General features: G+C 66.4%; 18 protein-coding genes and 1 tRNA gene. 6 read left to right on the top strand and 13 right to left on the bottom strand.

The features are described 5' to 3' along the window. Positions 1 to 7: 7 nt before the first annotated feature. Both QE360_RS11045 and lon read right to left on the bottom strand, forming a co-directional pair. Positions 8 to 280 (bottom strand): HU family DNA-binding protein, encoded by a 273-nt coding sequence (locus tag QE360_RS11045; protein WP_042489856.1) that lies wholly within the window; start codon positions 278 to 280, stop codon positions 8 to 10. Between the two features lie 201 nt (positions 281 to 481). Next, the gene (gene lon, locus QE360_RS11040; protein WP_307100110.1) at positions 482 to 2,908 is read right to left on the bottom strand and encodes an endopeptidase La; all 2,427 of its coding nucleotides are present in this window, start codon (positions 2,906 to 2,908) and stop codon (positions 482 to 484) included. Positions 2,909 to 3,045: 137 nt separating this feature from the next. Between lon and QE360_RS11035 the strand changes: the two genes are divergently transcribed. After that, positions 3,046 to 4,803, top strand: a complete 1,758-nt coding sequence (locus QE360_RS11035; protein WP_309701527.1) for a M1 family metallopeptidase — start codon at positions 3,046 to 3,048, stop codon at positions 4,801 to 4,803. Positions 4,804 to 4,932: 129 nt separating this feature from the next. On the opposite strand, the gene QE360_RS11030 is transcribed toward QE360_RS11035, so the two are convergent. The 4 genes from QE360_RS11030 to QE360_RS11015 all read right to left on the bottom strand — a co-directional run bounded on the left by QE360_RS11030 (position 4,933) and on the right by QE360_RS11015 (position 8,995). Beyond that, positions 4,933 to 6,060 carry an ionic transporter y4hA gene (locus QE360_RS11030; protein WP_309696714.1) on the bottom strand — a complete coding sequence of 376 codons (1,128 nt, stop codon included), beginning with the start codon at positions 6,058 to 6,060 and terminating at the stop codon, positions 4,933 to 4,935. A gap of 195 nt (positions 6,061 to 6,255) precedes the next feature. Then, positions 6,256 to 6,849: a GNAT family N-acetyltransferase gene (locus QE360_RS11025; protein ID WP_309701525.1), complete on the bottom strand. Its 594-nt coding sequence runs from the start codon at positions 6,847 to 6,849 to the stop codon at positions 6,256 to 6,258. Between the two features lie 75 nt (positions 6,850 to 6,924). Then, positions 6,925 to 8,196 (bottom strand): ATP-dependent Clp protease ATP-binding subunit ClpX, encoded by a 1,272-nt coding sequence (gene clpX / locus QE360_RS11020; protein WP_307100117.1) that lies wholly within the window; start codon positions 8,194 to 8,196, stop codon positions 6,925 to 6,927. A 112-nt stretch (positions 8,197 to 8,308) separates the two neighbouring features. Then, entirely contained in the window at positions 8,309 to 8,995 is a 687-nt protein-coding gene (locus QE360_RS11015; RefSeq protein WP_307100119.1) for an ATP-dependent Clp protease proteolytic subunit, read from the bottom strand. Between the two features lie 165 nt (positions 8,996 to 9,160). Here QE360_RS11015 and QE360_RS11010 point away from each other — a divergent pair, with 165 nt between their 5' ends. Next, positions 9,161 to 10,552 carry a hypothetical protein gene (locus tag QE360_RS11010; protein WP_309701523.1) on the top strand — a complete coding sequence of 464 codons (1,392 nt, stop codon included), beginning with the start codon at positions 9,161 to 9,163 and terminating at the stop codon, positions 10,550 to 10,552. Here QE360_RS11010 and QE360_RS11005 read toward each other — a convergent pair. From QE360_RS11005 to QE360_RS10995, 3 genes are all read right to left on the bottom strand, one after another. Continuing rightward, positions 10,516 to 11,448: a glycosyltransferase family 2 protein gene (locus tag QE360_RS11005; RefSeq protein WP_309701521.1), complete on the bottom strand. Its 933-nt coding sequence runs from the start codon at positions 11,446 to 11,448 to the stop codon at positions 10,516 to 10,518. The genes QE360_RS11010 and QE360_RS11005 overlap by 37 nt on opposite strands. A gap of 193 nt (positions 11,449 to 11,641) precedes the next feature. Then, positions 11,642 to 13,309 (bottom strand): trigger factor, encoded by a 1,668-nt coding sequence (gene tig / locus QE360_RS11000; protein WP_309701519.1) that lies wholly within the window; start codon positions 13,307 to 13,309, stop codon positions 11,642 to 11,644. A 59-nt stretch (positions 13,310 to 13,368) separates the two neighbouring features. After that, a tRNA-Leu gene (locus QE360_RS10995) sits at positions 13,369 to 13,453 on the bottom strand. A 122-nt stretch (positions 13,454 to 13,575) separates the two neighbouring features. On the opposite strand from QE360_RS10995, the gene QE360_RS10990 reads away from it, so the two are divergent. Together QE360_RS10990 and QE360_RS10985 are read left to right on the top strand one after the other, a co-directional pair. After that, positions 13,576 to 13,734: a hypothetical protein gene (locus QE360_RS10990; RefSeq protein ID WP_307100127.1), complete on the top strand. Its 159-nt coding sequence runs from the start codon at positions 13,576 to 13,578 to the stop codon at positions 13,732 to 13,734. Positions 13,735 to 13,742: 8 nt separating this feature from the next. Beyond that, positions 13,743 to 13,985 (top strand): hypothetical protein, encoded by a 243-nt coding sequence (locus QE360_RS10985; RefSeq protein ID WP_307100131.1) that lies wholly within the window; start codon positions 13,743 to 13,745, stop codon positions 13,983 to 13,985. Between the two features lie 263 nt (positions 13,986 to 14,248). Here QE360_RS10985 and gatB read toward each other — a convergent pair whose 3' ends face one another. The 4 genes from gatB to gatC are packed head-to-tail and all read right to left on the bottom strand — an operon-like array spanning position 14,249 to position 17,905. Further along, positions 14,249 to 15,730 carry an Asp-tRNA(Asn)/Glu-tRNA(Gln) amidotransferase subunit GatB gene (gene gatB, locus QE360_RS10980; protein WP_309701516.1) on the bottom strand — a complete coding sequence of 494 codons (1,482 nt, stop codon included), beginning with the start codon at positions 15,728 to 15,730 and terminating at the stop codon, positions 14,249 to 14,251. Continuing rightward, positions 15,727 to 16,143: a hypothetical protein gene (locus tag QE360_RS10975; protein ID WP_307100135.1), complete on the bottom strand. Its 417-nt coding sequence runs from the start codon at positions 16,141 to 16,143 to the stop codon at positions 15,727 to 15,729. The genes gatB and QE360_RS10975 overlap by 4 nt, the downstream gene beginning before the upstream one ends. Continuing rightward, positions 16,137 to 17,618: an Asp-tRNA(Asn)/Glu-tRNA(Gln) amidotransferase subunit GatA gene (gatA, locus tag QE360_RS10970; RefSeq protein WP_309701512.1), complete on the bottom strand. Its 1,482-nt coding sequence runs from the start codon at positions 17,616 to 17,618 to the stop codon at positions 16,137 to 16,139. The genes QE360_RS10975 and gatA overlap by 7 nt, the downstream gene beginning before the upstream one ends. Continuing rightward, positions 17,618 to 17,905 (bottom strand): Asp-tRNA(Asn)/Glu-tRNA(Gln) amidotransferase subunit GatC, encoded by a 288-nt coding sequence (gene gatC, locus QE360_RS10965; protein ID WP_037568622.1) that lies wholly within the window; start codon positions 17,903 to 17,905, stop codon positions 17,618 to 17,620. Before gatC ends, gatA begins: the two co-directional genes overlap by 1 nt. A 138-nt stretch (positions 17,906 to 18,043) precedes the next feature. Here gatC and QE360_RS10960 point away from each other — a divergent pair, with 138 nt between their 5' ends. Beyond that, positions 18,044 to 19,150, top strand: coding sequence for a DUF3089 domain-containing protein (locus QE360_RS10960; RefSeq protein WP_309701510.1), 1,107 nt, complete (start codon positions 18,044 to 18,046; stop codon positions 19,148 to 19,150). Next, positions 19,147 to 19,611: a Holliday junction resolvase RuvX gene (gene ruvX, locus QE360_RS10955; RefSeq protein ID WP_167345377.1), complete on the top strand. Its 465-nt coding sequence runs from the start codon at positions 19,147 to 19,149 to the stop codon at positions 19,609 to 19,611. The genes QE360_RS10960 and ruvX overlap by 4 nt, the downstream gene beginning before the upstream one ends. Positions 19,612 to 19,874 lie beyond the last annotated feature (263 nt).

The raw sequence follows: 19,874 nt of genomic DNA, 5'->3' as shown, positions 1-19,874 counted from the left end.
GAGAAAATCAGTTCACCGAGTCCTTGAGCAGCTTGCCCGGCTTGAACTTGGGCTGCGACGACGCCTTGATCGTCATCGGCTCGCCAGTACGGGGGTTGCGGCCGGTCGACGCCTTGCGCTTGGACACCGAAAAGGTGCCGAAACCGACCAAGCGAACCTCGTCCCCCTTCTTCAGGGCGGCAGTAATCGATTCGAACACGGCATCCACGGCCTTGACCGCATCCCCGCGCGCCAGCCCCGAGGAGTCGGCGACGGTGGCGATCAGCTCCTGCTTGTTCATTCCATAACCCCCTATGATCCCGATATTAAAACGAGCCTAACTGCTGACGCCCGAATATCAAAGTGCCGATAATGCCGGACCCGGCGGCGCTGTCAAACCCCCGTATCCCGCAAAAGCGAAGGATCGCGCAAACAGAAGCCCGTGTCAGGACGATGACAAGGGCCGCCCCTCCTTCGACGGACGGCCCTTGCGATGCGACGATCAGTGGTGGCGTTCGCCCCCGACCGCCGGGATCGGCGCGGGCGGCAGCGCCGCCAACTCGTCCGCATCGGTCCAGTCGATCGCCTCCAGCGGCCCGACCAACGCCAGGCGCAGCACCTCGTCGACATGCGCGACCGGCACGATCTTCAGGCCCTCGCGGATATTGGCCGGGATGTCGGCCAGATCCTTCTCATTCTCCTGCGGGATGAGGACGGTGGTGATCCCGCCCCGCAGCGCCGCGAGCAGCTTTTCCTTCAGGCCGCCGATCGGCAGCACGCGGCCGCGCAGCGTGACCTCGCCGGTCATCGCCACATCCTTGCGCACCGCGATCCCCGTCAGCGTCGAGACGATCGAGGTGACCAAGCCGATACCCGCCGACGGGCCATCCTTGGGCACCGCGCCCTCGGGCAGGTGGATATGGATGTCCTTGCGGTGGAACAGCGACGGCTTGATCCCGAAGCTGGGGCTGCGCGCCTGGACGAAGCTGAAGGCGGCCTGGACCGATTCCTTCATCACATCGCCCAGCTTGCCGGTGGTCTTCACCTGCCCCTTGCCCGGCACGGTCACCGATTCGATGGTCAGCAACTCGCCGCCCACCTCGGTCCAGGCGAGGCCCGTGACCGCACCGATCTGGTCCTCCTGTTCGGACAGGCCGTGGCGATACTTTTGCACGCCCGCGAACTCGTGGAGGTTTTCGGGCGTGATCGTCACCGAGGTCGCCTTGCCCTCCAGGATCTGGCGCAGCGCCTTGCGGGCGAGACGCGCGATCTCACGCTCCAGCGTGCGAACCCCCGCCTCGCGGGTGTAACGCTGGATCAGCGCACGCAGGCCGTCTTGCGTCAGCGTGAACTCGCCGTCCTTCAGCCCGTGCGTCTCGACCTGCTTGGCGACCAGATGGCGCTCGGCGATCTCGACCTTCTCGTCCTCGGTATAGCCTTCCAGCCGGATGATCTCCATGCGGTCGAGCAAAGGCTGCGGCAGGTTCAGCGTGTTCGCGGTGCACACGAACATCACGTCCGACAGATCGATGTCGATCTCCAGATAGTGATCGTTGAACTTGGCATTCTGTTCGGGGTCGAGCACCTCCAGCAGCGCCGAGGCGGGGTCGCCGCGGAAATCCTGGCCCAGCTTGTCGATCTCGTCGAGCAGGAACAGCGGGTTGGACGTGCCGGCCTTTTTCAGGTTGGTCACGATCTTGCCCGGCAGCGAGCCGATATAGGTGCGGCGGTGGCCGCGAATCTCGGCCTCGTCGCGTACGCCGCCCAGCGACTGGCGGATGAACTCGCGCCCGCAGGCCTTGGCGATCGACTGGCCCAGCGAGGTCTTGCCGACGCCCGGCGGGCCGACGAGGCACAGGATCGGCCCCTTCAGCTTGTTGGTGCGCGCCTGCACGCCGAGATATTCGACGATCCGGTCCTTCACCTTCTCCAGCGCATAATGATCCTGGTCGAGGATCGCCTGCGCCGCCGCAATGTCCTTCTTGACCTTGGACTTCTTGCCCCAGGGCAGGCCCAGCAGCACGTCGAGATAGTTGCGCACGACGGTCGCCTCGGCGCTCATCGGCGCCATGGTCTTCAGCTTCTTCAGCTCGGCGGTCGCCTTGGTCCGCGCTTCCTTCGACAGCTTGAGCGTCGCGATCTTCTGGGTCAGCTCGGCGATCTCGTCGCCGTCTCCATCCTCGCTCTCATTGCCCAGCTCGCGCTGGATCGCCTTGAGCTGCTCGTTGAGATAATATTCGCGCTGCGTCTTCTCCATCTGGCGCTTGACGCGGCTCTTGATCTTCTTCTCGACCTGAAGAACGCCGAGCTCGCCTTCCATCAGCGCATAGGCCATCTCAAGCCGCTTGGCCGGATCGGTCTCCACCAAGAGCGCCTGCTTGTCGGCGACCTTGACCGAGATGTTGGCGGCGACCGCATCGGCCAGTTGCGAGGCATCCTCGATCTCGGCCAGCTGCACCGCGGTCTCGGCGGGCAGCTTGCGGTTGAGCTTGGCGTAATTCTCGAACTGGTCGACCACCGAGCGCATGAGGGCGGCGATCTGCGCCTTCATGTCATGGTCCTGCTCCTCCAGCGCGGCCTCGTCGGCCTCGACCGGGGTCGCGTCGATCGTCGCGGTCAGGAAGGCGCCCGATTCGTCCAGCTCGGCCAGGCGGCCGCGCACCTTGCCCTCGACCAGCACGCGGACGGTGCCGTCGGGAAGCTTGAGCAGTTGCAGGACGGTGGCGGTGACGCCGATCTCATACAGATCCTCGCGCGCCGGATCGTCCTCGGCGGGATCGAGCTGGGCGACCAGGAAAATCTCCTTGTCCGCCGCCATCGCCGCCTCGAGCGCCGCGACCGATTTGTCGCGACCGACGAACAGGGGGACGATCATGTGCGGGAATACGACGATGTCACGCAGCGGAAGGACGGGATAGGACTGGTTCATGCAAACTCCGGTCGGCCCCGACCGGGGCCTCTTCATCACACTATATGGGGAGGGTTGCCGTTCCATCAATCGTCGGTGCGATCAGTGGATCGATCGATGGCTTGCCAAGCCGTCGGCGTTGCGCGACACCATGCCGCATGAATCGTATACGGAATGTCGTTGCTGCGCTGTTCGCCTCCTCTCTGCTCTGTGGGGCTGCCGCCACCTTTGCCCAGAGCCCCAAGGGCTTACCCGGCAAGGGCGAGCCGCCGCTGACCGCGCAGACCATGGTGTCGGGCGGCGTTCGCCCGCCCGAGCAACGGGCCATGCGGTTCGACAGCGCCGACCTGTCGTTCGAGATTCTGCCGGACACACGGGAATTGAACGGCATTGCGGTGCTGGACTTTACCGCAAAGTCGCCGCTAGCGCGGCTGGTGATCGATCTCGACCGCAATCTGCCGGTCAAGGCGATCGCGATCGACGGCAAGCCGCTCAAGCCCGCCGCATGGTCCAATCCGGAAGGACAGCTGGTCGTCACCCTGCCCCGCCCGCTTCGCGCCGGACAAAAGGTCAGCGCCAGGATCACCTATGGCGGCACGCCGCATGTCGCGGTGCGGGCGCCCTGGGATACCGGCGTGGTCTGGGCCAAGACGCCCGACGGGCAGCCCTGGTTCGCGACGACGACGCAGGGCTATGGCTGCGACCTGTTCTGGCCCTGCCTCGACTATCCGATGGGCGAGCCGGGCGTCGTCACGCTGCACATCACCGTGCCCAAGGGGTTGAAGGCACCGTCCAACGGCGTGCTGCTGGGCGTCGACACGCTGGCCGACGGGCGCACCCGCTGGAACTGGCGGACCAAGCATCCCAACACCTATGCCATCGCGCTGAACGTCGGACCCTATGAGGTGGTGCAGGGCCGCTACAAGAGCCGCTTCGGCAACACGATCCCGATGTTCTATTGGTATCTGCCCGGCGAGAAGCAGAAGGCCGAAGGCCTGTTCGCCGAATTCGCGCCGACGCTGGATTTCTTCGAATCGACGGTCGGCCCCTTCCCCTTTGGCGACGAGAAGCTCGGCGTGGTCGAAACCCCGCACAAGGGCATGGAGCACCAGACGATCAACGCCTACGGCAATGAATATGCCAAGGCGCCCGAGGGGTTTGACTGGCTGTTCCAGCATGAGTTCAGCCATGAATGGTTCGGCAACCAGCTGACCAATGTCGACTGGGACGATTTCTGGCTGCACGAAGGCTATGGCAGCTATATGCAGCCCAGCTATGGCCGCTGGCGCGAGGGCGAGGCGCGCTATGCGGTCATGATGGATGCGCAGCGCGGCCAGATCGCGAACAAGTCGCCCATCGTCCATGATCGCAGCATGACCGAGCAGGACGTCTATGAGGACGCCAAGGGCGGCCCCGGCCTCGATATCTATATGAAGGGGTCGTGGATGCTCCACACCCTGCGCAACCTGATCGGCGACAAGGCCTTTTGGGACGTGACACGACTTGCCGTCTATGGCCGCACCGATCCCAAGCCGGGGAATTTCACGCCGCGTTATGGCTCGACCAGGGAGTATGAGGGCTTTGTCCGGCAGGTGACGGGCAAGGATTATGGCTGGTTCTTCAACGTCTATCTGCGCCAGGCGGCGCTGCCCGAGATCGTCGAGACGCGGGCGGGCAACCGGCTGACGCTGACATGGAAGGTGCCGGGCGGCGGGCCCTTCCCGATGCCGGTCGATGTGCAGGTGGGTGACAGGGTCGAGACGCTGCCGATGACGGACGGCACGGGCACCTTGACCCTTCCCGAAGACGCACACGTCGTGGTCGACCCCTGGGCGAAGGTGCTGAAACGCTCGGTCGCGATCGAGCAGTTCCGCGCGTGGAAGGCGGAACAGGCGGCGAAGAAGAAGCCGAACTAAACACCCGCTCCGTTCAGCCTGAGCGAAGTCGAAGGCCACGGGCCGAACGGGGTTCCAGGCGTGTCCGGTCCGACCGGATTCCCTTGGCCTTCGACTTCGCTCAGGCTGAACGGAGGGTGGCGCTCAGAATCACGGCACCACCGTCACGAACAGATAGGCCGCGAAGATCACCAGATGCACCGCACCGCCCAGCACGGTGGTCCGGCCATTGCCCAGCGTCAGCGTGATGGTGAACAGCGACAGCACCAGCAGGATCATCTGCTTGGCCCCGATCCCCAGCGCGAGCGGCAGGCCGAGCATCAGCGAGACGATCGCCACCGCCGGAATGGTCAGCCCGATCGTCGCCAGCGCCGACCCGAGCGCGAGGTTGAGGCTGGTCTGCAACCGGTTCCGCTTGGCCGCCCGGTACGCCGCCAGGCTTTCGGGCGCGAGGACCAGCGCCGCGATGACCACGCCGACGATGGCGAGCGGCAGCCCGGCGTTCAGGATCGCCGCCTCGACGATCCCCGACAGCCCCTTGGCGAGCAGCACCACCCCGACCAGCGCGACCAGCAGCATCCCCAGCGCGGCCCAGGCGGCCGCATTGGTCGGCGGCTCGGCATGGGCGTCGGCGGGCATGTCCTCGTGCGCGGGGAGGAAATAGTCGCGGTGCCGCACCGTCTGCACCATCACGAAAGTCCCGTACAGGATGACGCTGACGATCGCGACGAAGACCAGCTGCGAGGTCGCATAGGTCGGCCCCGGCGCGGACGAGACGTAATTGGGCAGGACCAGCGACAACACGACCATCGCGCTCAGCACGTTCAGCGACGAACTGGCCCCGCGCAGCGAGAAGCGCTGCTCGCCATGCTGCACGCCCCCCGCCAGCAGGCAAAGGCCGACAATGCCGTTGAGGATGATCATGATCGCCGCGAACACGGTATCGCGCGCCAGGCTGGAGGCATCGCCGGCATCGGACAGCATCAGGCTGACGATCAGCGACACCTCGATCACCGTCACCGCGACCGCCAGGACGAGCGTACCGAACGGCTCGCCGACCCGGTGCGCGACGACTTCGGCCTGATGCACCGCCGACAGCACGCAGCCGACCAGGATGATCGCCGCGACGACCACCCCCACCGTCCCCATCTTGTAGAGCGAGACCGCGATGGCGAGCAGGCCCAGCAACGGGAACACCAGGGTCCACCAGGGCATCAACAGACGCTGGAGCAGCGCGCGCTTCTGTCCGGGGGAGACGATGGCATCGGGTTCGCTCATGGCTGGTCGGGTCTCCTCGTCATGGCATGATGACATTCCTGTCATGCCAATGCGCCAACCACCCTGTTGGCTCCCGATCGGGGCGGGATTCATTGCGAGATCGCAACCAAGTGCCGATCGCGCCGCCCGCTATCGTCCACCCACAGCGGGACGACATGGCTGGCATAGCGGGGCCACCCCTTCAGGCGACGGGTTTCACTTTCCCCCGACCGGCCGCATCATCGACCAGAAGCGCGGGCCGCCTTTGGGGACCGACCACGGCCCGATCAGTTCGAACCCCAGCCGCGTGTAGAGCCCGACATTGCCCTCGGTCGCGGTCTCCAGATAGGCTGGCACGCCGTCCGCGTCGCATCTGGCCAGTCCCGCCCGGATCGACGCACCGCCCAGCCCCCGCCCCTGCCGCGCCGGATCGACGCCCGCAATGTGCAGATACCAGAAGGGCTCGGCCGGGAAATGCGCTTCCACCGCATCGCCCAGCCGCATCGCGCGGGGCAGCGCCGCCCCCAGCGCGTGCAGCACCGGGATCAGCCGCCGGACAAAAGCCATGGTCGGCACCTGCGCCTGTCCGGGCGGTCGCCAGAAGCTGCCCGCATCCACCGCCTGGCTCACCAGCCGCATCCCGACCGCATCGCTGTCGAACAGCAACGCGAACAGGCGAGGCAGGCGCTTCGCCCGGTCGGCGGCATCGGGAAAGATATAGGACATGGCCGGATCGTCGGCGAAGGCGCGGCCCAGCATCCGCGCCACCGCCACCCGGTCCCCGTCCACCGCATCGCGCATCACGGCCATCGCATGATCCTCATGAAAAACGGGCGCCTCCTTTCGGAAGCGCCCGCTTTCTCGCACCGGTCACAGGGCCGGCGTTCAGGCCGCCGCGCCGTCCTTCTGCTTGGACTTTTCGGCATAGACGCGGATCGGTTCCTTGCGGCCCTCGACCACGTCCTTGTCGACCATCACCTCGTCGACGCCGTCCATGCCGGGCAGGTCGAACATGGTGTCGAGCAGGATGCCCTCCAGGATCGAGCGAAGCCCGCGAGCACCCGTCTTGCGCTCGATCGCCTTCTTGGCGACCGTGGTCAGCGCCTCGTCGGTGAAGTCGAGTTCGACATTCTCCATCTCGAACAGCTTCTGATACTGCTTCACCAGCGCGTTCTTCGGCTCGGACAGGATCTTGACCAGCGCCGCGATGTCGAGGTCCTCCAGCGTCGCGATGACCGGCAGACGGCCGACGAATTCGGGGATCAGGCCGAACTTCAGCAGATCCTCGGGCTCGGTCTGACGCAGATATTCGCCGGTCCGCTTCTCCTCGGGGGCCGCGACATAGGCGCCAAAGCCGATCGACTTGCCCTGCAGGCGGTCGCCGATGATCTTTTCCAGACCCGCGAACGCGCCGCCGCAGATGAACAGGATGTTCGTCGTGTCGACCTGCAGGAACTCCTGCTGCGGATGCTTGCGGCCGCCCTGGGGCGGAACGCTGGCGGTCGTGCCTTCCATCAGCTTGAGCAGCGCCTGCTGGACGCCCTCGCCCGACACGTCGCGGGTGATCGAGGGATTCTCGGCCTTGCGGCTGATCTTGTCGATCTCGTCGATGTACACGATGCCGCGCTGCGCCCGCTCGACATTGTAATCCGACGCCTGGAGCAGCTTGAGGATGATGTTCTCGACATCCTCGCCGACATAGCCCGCCTCGGTCAGCGTCGTCGCGTCCGCCATGGTGAACGGCACGTCGAGGATGCGCGCCAGCGTCTGCGCGAGCAGCGTCTTGCCGCAGCCGGTCGGGCCGACGAGCAGGATGTTCGACTTGGCGAGTTCGACGTCGGCGCCCTTCGCGCCGTGGTTCAGGCGCTTATAGTGGTTGTGCACCGCGACCGACAGGACGCGCTTGGCCTGCTTCTGCCCGATGACATAATCGTCGAGCACGTTGCAGATTTCCTGCGGCGTCGGCACGCCACCATCCTTCTTGGACACCAAAGCGGACTTGGTCTCCTCACGGATGATGTCGTTGCACAGCTCCACGCACTCGTCGCAAATGAAGACGGTCGGCCCCGCGATCAGCTTGCGCACCTCGTGCTGCGACTTGCCGCAGAACGAGCAATAGAGGGTGCTTTTCGAGTTGCCACCGCTCACCTTGTCCATCAATCACCTCTCGCACCCATCAAACGGTGCGCTACCGTTGCCGGGGTGCGCATCGTACCGCACCCCGATAAAGTCACAATCGAAATAAACCGTTCACGCGGAACGACCCGTCTTACGCGGACGTCGCGTCGTCGGCCGGGACCGGACGCTTGTCGAACACCTGGTCGATCAGGCCGAATTCCTTGGCCTCCTCGGCGCCCATGAACTTGTCGCGGTCCATCGCACGCTCGATCTCCTCCAGCGGCTTGCCCGTATACTTGGCATACAGCGAGTTCAGGAAATGCCGCATGCGCAGGATTTCGCGCGCCTGGATCTCGATGTCCGCGGCCATGCCCTGCGCCCCGCCCGAAGGCTGGTGGATCATGATGCGGCTGTTCGTGGTCGCTACGCGCATGCCCGGCTCACCCGCCGACAGCAGGAAGCTGCCCATCGAGGCGGCCTGGCCGATGCACAGCGTGCCGACGCGCGGCCGGATATACTGCATCGTGTCATGGATCGCCATGCCCGCCGTGACGACACCGCCCGGCGAGTTGATGTACATGAAGATGTCCTTCTTCGGATTTTCCGACTCGAGGAACAGCAGCTGCGCGCAGATCAGCGACGCCATCCCGTCCTCGACACCGCCGGTGACGAAGATGATGCGCTCGCGCAGCAGGCGGCTGAAAATATCGAACGACCGTTCGCCGCGGTTCGACTGTTCGATGACGATCGGAACCAGACCGGCCTGCGTCTGCCGCAGCCCGACGCCGGCCTGTGCCAGCGGGCTCGCGAAATCGCCGGTCTCGAACGGATTGTGCATGGATATCTCTCTTATGCCCAGAAGAGCCCCTATGTCGCGTGATGCCAGCGCATATTCAAGCCCCGGCGACCGCCCCGCATGCCGCGATGCAGCGTTTACCCTTTTTTACGCGCGCGCACGCTACACCGGTGCGCAAGGACGCGAGAGGCGGTATCCGGCAAAATCATGACGTTGGCACGAACGCCGTCTCCGGCCCTGACCACGGCGCTTCGCGTCATGCGACCACGTGCGCTGCTTCTCGGCGCGGTGAGCGGGGCGGTTATCGGCGCGGTCCTGTTCCTGCTGTTCCTGCTGGCCAATCACGCCGCGATCGGACTCGATCTGCCCGCAGCACGCGCGCATGTCCGACAGGCCTTTGCCGAGGGTGCGTTGCAGGACCGCGACTATCTGAAGGGTGATACCGCGATCGGATGGCATCAATATAATGACTGCCTGATCCTTCGCCTCGCGCTCGACCAGCGCGCCAGTGCGACGGCGCTGACCGTCAGCCCGCTGGTCACGCCGCCCATCGAACCCCGGACCCAGTGCAGCAGCCTGCGCGGCTTCCTGGCGGGCGAGCGGACGGGCACGACCAGCTATTATCACCGCTATATCCATGGTCACACGCTGCTCGCCCGGCTGCTGCTGCGCCGGCTGTCGGTGGCGGCGATCCGGGGGATCTATCATGGCCTGTCGACATTGCTGGTGCTGGCGGGGATCGTCATCGGGCTGCTCGCCTTGGCACGGGGACGGCGGCGGGCGGAGGGGCTGTTCTGGCTGATCGTCTTCCTCGCCTTCGCACGCGGGTTCGGGCTGGAAAGCTATGGCCAGTCGCTGGGCCATGGTCCGGCGGACATCGTGCTGATCGGCTATCTGCTGATGCTGGCGGCGCTGGGCACGGGGCGCGGGATCGGGGCGCGGATGGCGATGCTGAGTGCCGGACTGTTCGGCGCGCTGACCCTGACCTTCGAGTTCCTGACCGGCGGCATTCCGCTGGGGCTGGCGGCGGTGATCGGCGGCCTGGCCTTTGCCGCCAGGCCGGGCGAGGAACGCGCCTCCGCTCCCCTGCCCGTCGCGCCGCTGGCGGCCTATCTGGGCGCGATCGCGACGATGGCGGCGCTGAAGATCGCGCTGGTCGCGCAGGTGTTCGGCGTCCGGGCGCTACGCGCGGATGCGGGGCAGCTTCAGGTCCGGCTGGGCCTCGACGCCTCGCATGGCGAGACGTCCGATCTGGGCATCGTCCATATGGCGCGCCAGCTGGCCAAGGGCATTGACGGGCTGGCGGCGGGAATGCCGCTGATGGCGGGCGCGGTCGTGCTGATCGCGCTGGTGGCGGGCATGTGGGGCGCGCGGCGGCTGCTCGCCCGTCCCGACCCGGCGATGCGCGCGCGGGTGGTCGCGCTCCTGCTGTCCAATGGCGCCATCGCCGCCATGCTCATCCTGTTCTGGCAGCATACCATGATCCATGTCTGGTTCATGGAGCGGACGCTGGTCTGGACGATCGCCAGCGGCTTTGCGCTGTTCGCGCTCGCCCTGCCCGCTCAGCCCGCCGAGCCGGGGGCGGGCTGCGCCAGATAGGCCAGCCGCCGCACCTCCTGCCGCCCGCGCACCACGGTATCGAGGATCAGCCCGGTAAAGACGTTCAGCGCCGCCAGCAGCATCAGCCCGGTCGACAGGATCGCGGTCGGGAAGCGTGGCACCTGATGCGTGTCGAGATAGGTCAGGATCAACGGCACCGCGAGCAGGATGGCCGCCGCCGCGAACAGCGCGGCGATCGCGCCGAAGAACCAGAGCGGCCGCTCGATCCGGTACAGCTTGATGATGGTGCGCAGGATGCGCCAGCCGTCCGAATAGGTGCTCAGCTTCGATGCCGACCCCTCGGGCCGCGCGAAATAGGGGGTCGCCACCTCGGCACAGGGCATTTTGAGTTCGAGTGCATGGACGCTGATCTCGGTCTCGATCTCGAAGCCGACCGACAGGACGGGGAAGCTCTTGACGAAGCGCCGCGAGAAGACGCGGTAGCCCGACAGAATGTCGGAGAAGCTGCGCCCGAACAGCCGCGCCAGCATCCCGGTCAGCATCGCATTGCCGAAGCGGTGCCCGCGCCGATAGGCGAGTTCGGCCTCGCTCACACGCTGGCCGACCACCATGTCGAGCTGCTCCTCGACCATGCGCGCGACCAGCCCCGGCGCGGAGGCCGCGTCATAAGTCGCATCGCCGTCCGCCATGACATAGATATCCGCGTCGATATCGGCGAACATCCGCCGCACGACCGCGCCCTTGCCCTGGATCCGCTCCGACCGGACCACCGCCCCGGCGGCGCGCGCCACCTCCACGGTGCGATCCCGGCTGTTATTGTCATAGACATAGATGGTCGCCAAGGGCAGCGCGGCGCGGAAGCCCGCAATGGTCTGCGCGATCGCGGCCTCTTCGTTATAGCAGGGCAGCAGCACCGCGATCCGGGGTTCGTTCACAACCTATCCTCGTCAAAAGGCGGGCGATCCGGCCCCCCGTCACTACCCACAGCCCCTATGCGCCAACGCGGCCGGGCGGGACAGCCCGTACACCCCTGCAAGGGGAGGAACAGATGGCCTTCACGCAGGAAGGGCGACCGCTTGCGCGACCGCCCTTCCCCGTTCGTTCACGAACCGAAGTCCGATGCCGTCCTTACTCGGTCGGCGCGGCCTTCTTGGCACGCGGCTTCTTGGCGGGCGCTTCGGCCTCGGCCTCGCCTTCCGCCGGAGCAGCGGCCTTCTTGGCGCGCGGCTTCTTGGCCGGGGCTTCCTCGGTCGCCTCGGCGGCATCCGCCTCGCCTTCGGCCGGAGCGGCCTTCTTGGCGCGGGTCGCCTTCTTCGGCGCGTCCTCGGCGCCTTCCTCGGCGGCGGCGTCCTCGGTCACGTCGGCCTTCTTGGCCTTCACCTTCGACTTCTTGGCCCCGTGGTCATGGTCATGGTCATGATCATGGTCGTGGTCATGATTGTGGACGTGCGTGCCGGTCGCGAAACCGTCCTCGCTCTCGATCGCGGCTTCCAGTTCCTCGCGCGTGGTTTCGCGGTCGGTGATCTCGGCCTTGCCGAACAGGAAGTCGACGACCTTGTCCTCATAGAGCGGGGCGCGCAGCTGGGCGGCGGCCATCGGCTCCTGCTGGATATACTGGATGAAGCGCTGGCGATCCTCGGGGCCGTACTGCTGCGCGGCCTGCGCGATCAGGCGGTTCATCTCCTGCGCGGTCACTTCGACGCCATTGGCCTGGCCGATCTCCGAGAGGAGCAGGCCCAAACGGACGCGGCGCTCGGCGATCTTGCGATAGTCGTCGCGCTCCTTCTCCATCTCGGCCTTGGCGGCCTCGGGGTCTTCCTCATGGGTCGCTTCATGCTCGAGCTGCGCCCAGATCTGCGAGAACTCGGCCTCGACCATCGACGGCGGCACTTCGAAGTCGTGACCATCGGCCAGCTGGTCGAGCAGCTTGCGCTTCATGTAGGTGCGGGTCAGGCCGTTATGCTCCTGCTCGATCTGCCCCTTCAGCAGGCCGCGCAGCTGCTCCAGGCTCTCGAGGCCCAGATTCTTCGCCATCTCATCGTCGATCTTGGCTTCGCCGGCGGTCTTCACCGACTTGATCGTCAGGTCGAAGGTCGCGGGCTGACCGGCCAGGTCCTTGGCGGGATAGTCCTCGGGGAAGGTGACCGAGATCTGCTTCTCTTCACCGGCCTTCACGCCGACCAGCTGGTCCTCGAAACCGGGGATCAGACGACCCGCGCCGATCTCGACCGCCATGTCCTCGCCCGAGCCGCCCTCGAAGGCGACGCCGTCGGCGGTCTTGCCGACGAAGTCGACGGTGACCTGGTCACCCTCGGCCGCAGCCTTGTCGCCCGCATCGTCCCAGCGCTTCTGCTGGTCGGCGAACTTCTGGAGTTGCTCGTCCACCGCCTCGTCGGCGACGGCCACGGTCAGACGCTCCAGCTTCAGCGCGTCGATCGCGGGGGTCGGAACGGTCGGCAGAACCTCGAGCGTGACGTTCAGCGTGGCATCCTTGCCCTGCTCATACTCACCGACCAGCTCGACCTGCGGCTGCATCGCGGGGCGCAGGCCCTGCTCGACGATCAGCGACTGCACGCCTTCCTGCAGCGCGGTGTTCAGCGCGTCCTGGAGGAGCGCCGGGCCGTGCATCTTGCGGACGAGGTTGGCGGGCACCTTGCCGGGGCGGAAGCCGGGCATCTTCATCTGCGGAGCGATGCGCTTCAGTTCGGCATCGACCTTGCCCTCGATATCCTGGGCGGTGATGGTGAGCGTGTAGGCGCGCTTCAGCCCCTCGTTCAGCGTCTCGACAGTCTGCATCTAAAGGCCTTCAATCTGGAGAAATTCCGTGTGGCTGTCGCCCCGTTTTGACCGGGGACTGGTGCGGGCGAAGGGACTCGAACCCCCACATCTTACGATACTGGAACCTAAATCCAGCGCGTCTACCAGTTCCGCCACGCCCGCACGAGGACACCGCCGATGGGCGCGCGTCTATATCACCATGGGCGGCTTCGGCAAGGGACAACAGGCAACATGTGCGGTCGCGATGCGTTTATCCCCTCCCCAGTCCGAATTGGAGAGCGAGAATGGCCACCCAGCCCCCGCCCGAAAGCCCGCAGCCGACCCAGCCCGCGCAGCCCGACGCGCCCCCGCCCGAAATCGTGCCGCCCGGCCCCGATATCGACCAGCCCGCCCCCGGCACCGGCCCCGGCGATCCCGGCACGCAGCAGCCCCCGCAGATTTGAGGAAGACGATGGCGACCAACCCCGAAAACCATCCCGACAGCCCGCCCGCCGAGGCGCCGGAGAACAACCCCGACAGCCCGCCGCGCGAGGACGAGCGCAGCGATATCGAGCAGGCGGTCGAGGCGCGGTCCGACGCGGTCAAGCGTGGTGAGGGTGGCGAGGAGCCGGTGACGTTCACCAGCAGCGGCGAGCATGACGGCGTCGGCGGGACCGGCGGTGTCGTGCGGAACCAGGATCTGGACGCGCAATAGCAGGGCGCCGGTCTCGGTGAGACACCCTTGCCCCCCCCAGCCCCTCCCGCCTGCGGGAGGGGAGAAGCTGGCGGCAAGGCGAGAAGATTATCGAAGGCCGTTCGCTAGATTCGAAGCTCACGACAGCGCATGTCGCTCGCCAAAGGCACGCCCCTCCCGCAAGCGGGAGGGGATGGGGGAGGGAAAGCCACAGGCGATGCCCCCTGAGAGACACCAGGCCCTCCCCCGGCCCCCTCCCGCTTGCGGGAAGGGGGGGCACTACATCACCCCGCCAGCGCCTTCTTGAGCAGGTCGTTGACCACCGCCGGGTTGGCCTTGCCGCCCATCGCCTTCATCGTCTGACCGACGAAGAATCCGAACAGCGCCTCCTTCCCCCCGCGATACTGGCCCAGCTGGTTGGGGTTCTTCTCCAGAACCTCGGCGATCACCGCCTCGATCGCGCCGGTGTCGCTGGTCTGCTTGAGGCCACGCTCCTCGACGATCTTCGAGGGGCCGTCACCCGTCTCCAGCATGATCTCGAACACCTGCTTGGACAGGCTGCCCGACAGCGTGCCGTCGGCGACCAGCGCCAACAGTTCGGCCGCCTGGGCGGGGCTGACCGGGCTTTCGGTGATGTCCTTGCCCAGCCGGTTGAGCGCGCCGAACAGTTCGGCCGCGACCCAGTTGGCCGCCTGTGCGGGCTTGGCGCTCGTGCCTTCCAGCGCCTCCAGCAGGCCATCGAACCAGCGCGCCGTCTCGACCTCGGCGGTCAGCACGCCCGCATTATACGGGGTCAGGCCCAGCGCCTCGTAACGGCGACGCTTGGCGTCGGGCAGTTCGGGCAGGCTGGCGCGGCATTCCTCGACGAACGCGTCGGTCAGCTCCAGCGGCAGCAGGTCGGGATCGGGGAAGTAGCGGTAATCATGCGCATCTTCCTTCGACCGCATCGAACGCGTCGTGCCGCTCTCGACGTTGAAGAGGCGCGTTTCCTGGACGATCTTGCCGCCATCCTCCAGCACCGCGACCTGCCGCTTGGCCTCATACTCGATCGCGGCCATGACGAAGCGGACCGAGTTGACGTTCTTCGTCTCGGTCCGCGTGCCGAACTCGTCGCCGGGCTTGCGCACAGACACGTTCACGTCGGCGCGCATCGAGCCTTCTTCCATATTGCCGTCGCACGACCCGACATAGCGGAGAATGGCGCGCAGCTTGCGCAGATAAGCCCCTGCTTCGGCGGGCGAACGCATGTCGGGGCGGCTGACGATCTCCATCAGCGCCACGCCCGAACGGTTGAGGTCGACATACGACCGCGTCGGATGCTGGTCGTGCATCAGCTTGCCCGCATCCTGCTCGACATGGATGCGCTCGACGCCGATCGACTTGGTCGGGCCGTCGGGGTTCTTCTCATCCAGGCTGATCTCGATCGCACCCTCGCCCACCAGCGGGTGGTAGAGCTGGCTGATCTGATAGCCCTGCGGCAGATCGGCGTAGAAATAGTTCTTCCGGTCGAAGCGCGACCATTTGTTGATCTGCGCGTCGATCGCCATGCCGGTGCGCACCGCCTGGCGGATGCACTCCATATTGGGCACGGGCAGCATGCCGGGCATCGCGGCATCGACCAGCGAGACCTGGGTGTTGGGCTCCGCGCCGAACGCGGTCGCCGCGCCGGAGAACAGCTTGGCGTTGGAGGTGACCTGGGCATGGACTTCCAGGCCGATCACGACCTCCCATTCCCCCGTCGCGCCCTGGATGCGATATTCGCTCATGTTCGATCTCGATGATGAAGATAGTTGATCGCCGTCAGGACGGCGTTGCTGCCCAGCAGGGCGACGATCCAGCAGGTCGACAGGATGCGCAGGACCGACGTCTCGAAACCGAGATGCCGCGCCTCCCGCAACCCGATATAGGCCGCGCCCGCCCCCAGCAGCAGGAACAGGATGCCCAGCCGCACCTCGCCGCGCAGGATCACGCTATTGCCCACGCACAGGCACAGGATGAACCCCGCCACGCCCAGGAAGAACCGCGCCAGCGTGTGATGGTCGAAGGGCTGGCTTTCCATATGGCTGAGCGACACGCCGACATAGGCGCTGAGGATCGCCCCGAACGCGACGTTCAGGGCGCCCTGTGCTTCCCGCAACACCGCGATGTTGCGGGCCGTGAAGGCGCGGTCGCTTACCACCAGGCCTGCGGACGGGCGGTGAAGCCCGCGCGCTGTTCGATGGCGAGCCCGGCGTTCAGCACGCCCTGCTCGTCCAGCGGCTTGCCGATGATCTGGAGGCCGAGCGGCAGCCCGTCCTTGTCCAGACCGCCCGGCACCGACATGGCGGGCAGCCCGGCCAGCGAGGCGGGCACCGTGAACACGTCGTTGAGATACATGGCCAGCGGATCGGCCTGCTTCTCGCCCAGCGCGAACGCCGCCGAGGGCGCGGTCGGGGTGAGGAGCACGTCGCATTGCTCAAACGCCCGCTCGAAATCGCGCGCGATCAGCGTGCGGACCTTCTGCGCCTGGGTGTAATAGGCGTCGTAGAAGCCCGCCGACAGCACATAGGTGCCGATCAGGATGCGACGCTTCACCTCGTCGCCGAACCCGGCGGCGCGCGTCGCGGCGTACATGTCCTGCAACCCCGCCCCTTCGGGCAGGTCGCGCAGGCCGTAGCGCACGCCGTCATAGCGGGCGAGGTTGGACGACGCCTCGGCCGGCGCGATGATGTAGTAAGCGGGCAGCGCGTATTTGGTGTGCGGCAGCGAGACCTCGACGATCTCGGCACCTGCATCACGCAGCCAGTCGATGCCCTGCTGCCACAGCGCCTCGATCTCGGCGGGCATGCCGTCGACGCGGTATTCCTTGGGCACGCCGACCTTCTTGCCCTTGAGGTCCGCCGACAGCGCGGCTTCCCAATTCGGCACGTCCAGCTTCAGCGAGGTCGCATCCTTGGCGTCGAAGCCCGCCATCGCCTCCAGCATGATCGCGCAGTCGCGCACGTCGCGCGCCATCGGCCCCGCCTGGTCGAGCGAGGAGGCAAAGGCGATCGTGCCCCAGCGCGAGCAGCGGCCATAGGTCGGCTTGATGCCCGAAATGCCGGTGAAGGCAGCGGGCTGGCGGATCGAGCCGCCGGTGTCGGTGCCGGTCGCACCCGGTGCCAGGCCCGCCGACACCGCCGTCGACGAACCGCCCGACGACCCGCCGGGGGCGAGCGCGGCGGTGTCGTTGGGGCGACGCCAGGGCGAGATGACGTTGCCGAAGGCGCTGGTCTCGTTGGACGAGCCCATGGCGAACTGGTCGAGGTTCAGCTTGCCGAGCATGCCTGCGCCCGCATTCCACAGATTCTGCGAAACGGTGGACTCATAAGGCGGCACGAAGCCTTCCAGGATCTTGCTGGCGGCGGTGGTCGCGACGCCCTTGGTCGCGAACAGGTCCTTCATGCCGATCGGCACGCCCGCCAGCGGCTTGAGCGTCTCGCCCGCCGCGCGCGCCGCGTCCGCCGCATCGGCGGCGGCGAGCGCGTGATCGGGGGTTTCGACCAGGAAGGCGTTGAGCGCGCGCGCGCCCGCGACCTTGGCGTTGAAGGCCTCGGCGACCTCGCGCGCCTTGAACTGGCCGTCGCGCACGCCGTCGCGGATGGCGGCGATGCCGAGTGTGGTGAGATCAGTCATTATTCGATCACCTTGGGCACCGTGAAGAAGCCATGTTCGGCCTGCGGCGCATTCTGCATGAGGAGGTCGCGGATGCCGCCGTCATTGACGACGTCGTCGCGCAGGCGAAGCTGGTTCGGGATCACCGCGGTCATCGGCTCGACCCCTTGGGTGTCGACCTCGCCCAGTTGCTCGATCCAGCCCAGGATATTCCCAAGCTCGGGGGCGAGGCGCGTCGCGTCCTCCTCGGTGATCGCGATGCGGGCGAGGCTCGCGATCTTCTTCACGGTTGCGGTATCTACGGACATGGATTTGCGGCTAGCATCGCCGCGCGGCTTCGCGCAACGCTTTTGCCGTCTCGGCGATTGCAACGGGGGCAAGTCAGGCGTCATGGATAGCAATTGCGGGCCGCCCAATTTTGCTGCAACGCACAATGGAGTGAGGATTTGGCGCGCAAATTCCTGTATGTGGTGGCGGCACTCATCATGCTGACGATCGCCGCCGCCTTTGCCTATCGCCTGTTCGGCAACCAGCTGCTCCGCTGGTCGACGGTGCCGTCCGAGTCGTTCAAGGCCCAGGCAGCGCCCCCGGCCGACCTGTATGAGCGCAAGGTCCTGTGGCTGGCGCGGCCCGACATCCCCGGCAATCCCGCCCTGTGGGTTCCGGCGGGCTACACGCCCGGCAAGCCCGGCACCGGGGCCGCCATCTTCTTCATCCACCCCACCTCGTACATCAACAAGTCGCACTGGAATGCGCCGATCGACGATGCGGACACGAATGCGCGTGCCGAACTGTTCCTGCGCGGACAGGCCAGCGCGTTCAACGCGGCGGGCGACATCTGGGCGCCCCGCTATCGGCAGGCGACCTTCGGGGCCTTTTTAACCAGCGTTCAGGATGCCGAGCGCGCGCTCGACCTGGCGTACCGGGACGTGGATGCCGCCTTCACCGCCTTTCTGGCGCAGGTCGATCCCAACCGTCCGCTGATCCTGGCGGGGCATAGCCAGGGCGCGCTGCACCTGTCGCGCCTGCTGACCGACCGGGTGGCGAAGAACCCCGCGCTCAAGCGGCGGATCGTCGCGGCCTATGTCGTGGGCTGGCCGATCTCGATGACCGCCGACCTGCCCGCCATGGGGCTGCCCGCCTGCGAGCGGGCCGACCAGACCGGCTGCATCCTAAGCTGGCAGAGCTTTGGCGAGCCCGCCGATCCGTCGCTGATCCTCGACGTCTTCGACATGACCAACGGCTATACCGGGGCACCGCGCAAGGACACGGCGATGCTGTGCACCAATCCGCTGACCGGCACGCCGGACGTCGCGGCGCCCGCGACCGCCAATCTGGGCACGCTCTATCCGTCCGCCGACCTGAAGACGGCCGCGATCGCGGCGGGCAAGGTTCCCGCCAAGTGCGAGGGGCGCGGCATCCTGACCATCGGCGAGGGGCCGAATGTCGGCCCCTATGTGCTGCCGGGCAACAACTACCATGTCTATGACTATAGCCTGTTCTGGGCGAATGTCCGCGCCGATGCGGAGCGCCGTTTGAAAGCCTTTCGATGAGCCTGATCACCACCGACCGTACCGAATTCCGCAACGCCCTGCCCTCGGGCGGGCGGCTGATCGGGCTGGACGTCGGCACCAAGACCGTGGGCACCGCGCTATGCGATGCCGGGTGGAGCTTCGCCAGCCCCGCCACGCTGATCCGCCGGACCAAGTTCACCAAGGACAAGGAACAGCTGATCGCGATGATCGCGCAACAGGGTGTGCAGGGGCTGGTCATCGGCCTGCCGCTCAATCTCGACGGCAGCGAGAGCCCGCGCTCGCAATCGACCCGTGCCTTTGCCCGCAACTGCGCCGATCTGGGCCCCATATTGCTGTGGGACGAACGCTGGTCGACGGTGGCGGTCGAACGCACGATGATCGAGCAGGATATGAGCCGCGCCAAGCGGGCGGAGCGGATCGACAATCTCGCCGCCGCGCACATCCTTCAGGCGGCGATCGACGCCTTGGTCATGGCGTAACCACCTCCAGCCCATCGACATTTTTCTATTCCTCCCCTGCAAGGGGAGGTGGCAGGCCGCAGGCCTGACGGAGGGGTGTCCCGGCTGGAGGGGTTGGACCGCATTCACGACCGGTTACACCCCTCCACCATCCTTCGGATGGTCCCCCTCCCCTTGCAGGGGAGGAAAGAAAGTATGGAGTTCGACTGACCGCAAAACGACCGCTCCTCGGTTAAATGTCATAGATCGGTCTCTAACCAGTCGCCGACCCGTCACTCAAGCCC

It is taken from the genome of Sphingomonas sp. SORGH_AS_0789, from assembly GCF_031453055.1.
Lineage (GTDB): Bacteria > Pseudomonadota > Alphaproteobacteria > Sphingomonadales > Sphingomonadaceae > Sphingomonas.
The sequence above is the reverse complement of the archived record's forward strand: the minus strand, read 5'-3'. Positions and strand labels throughout refer to the sequence as shown.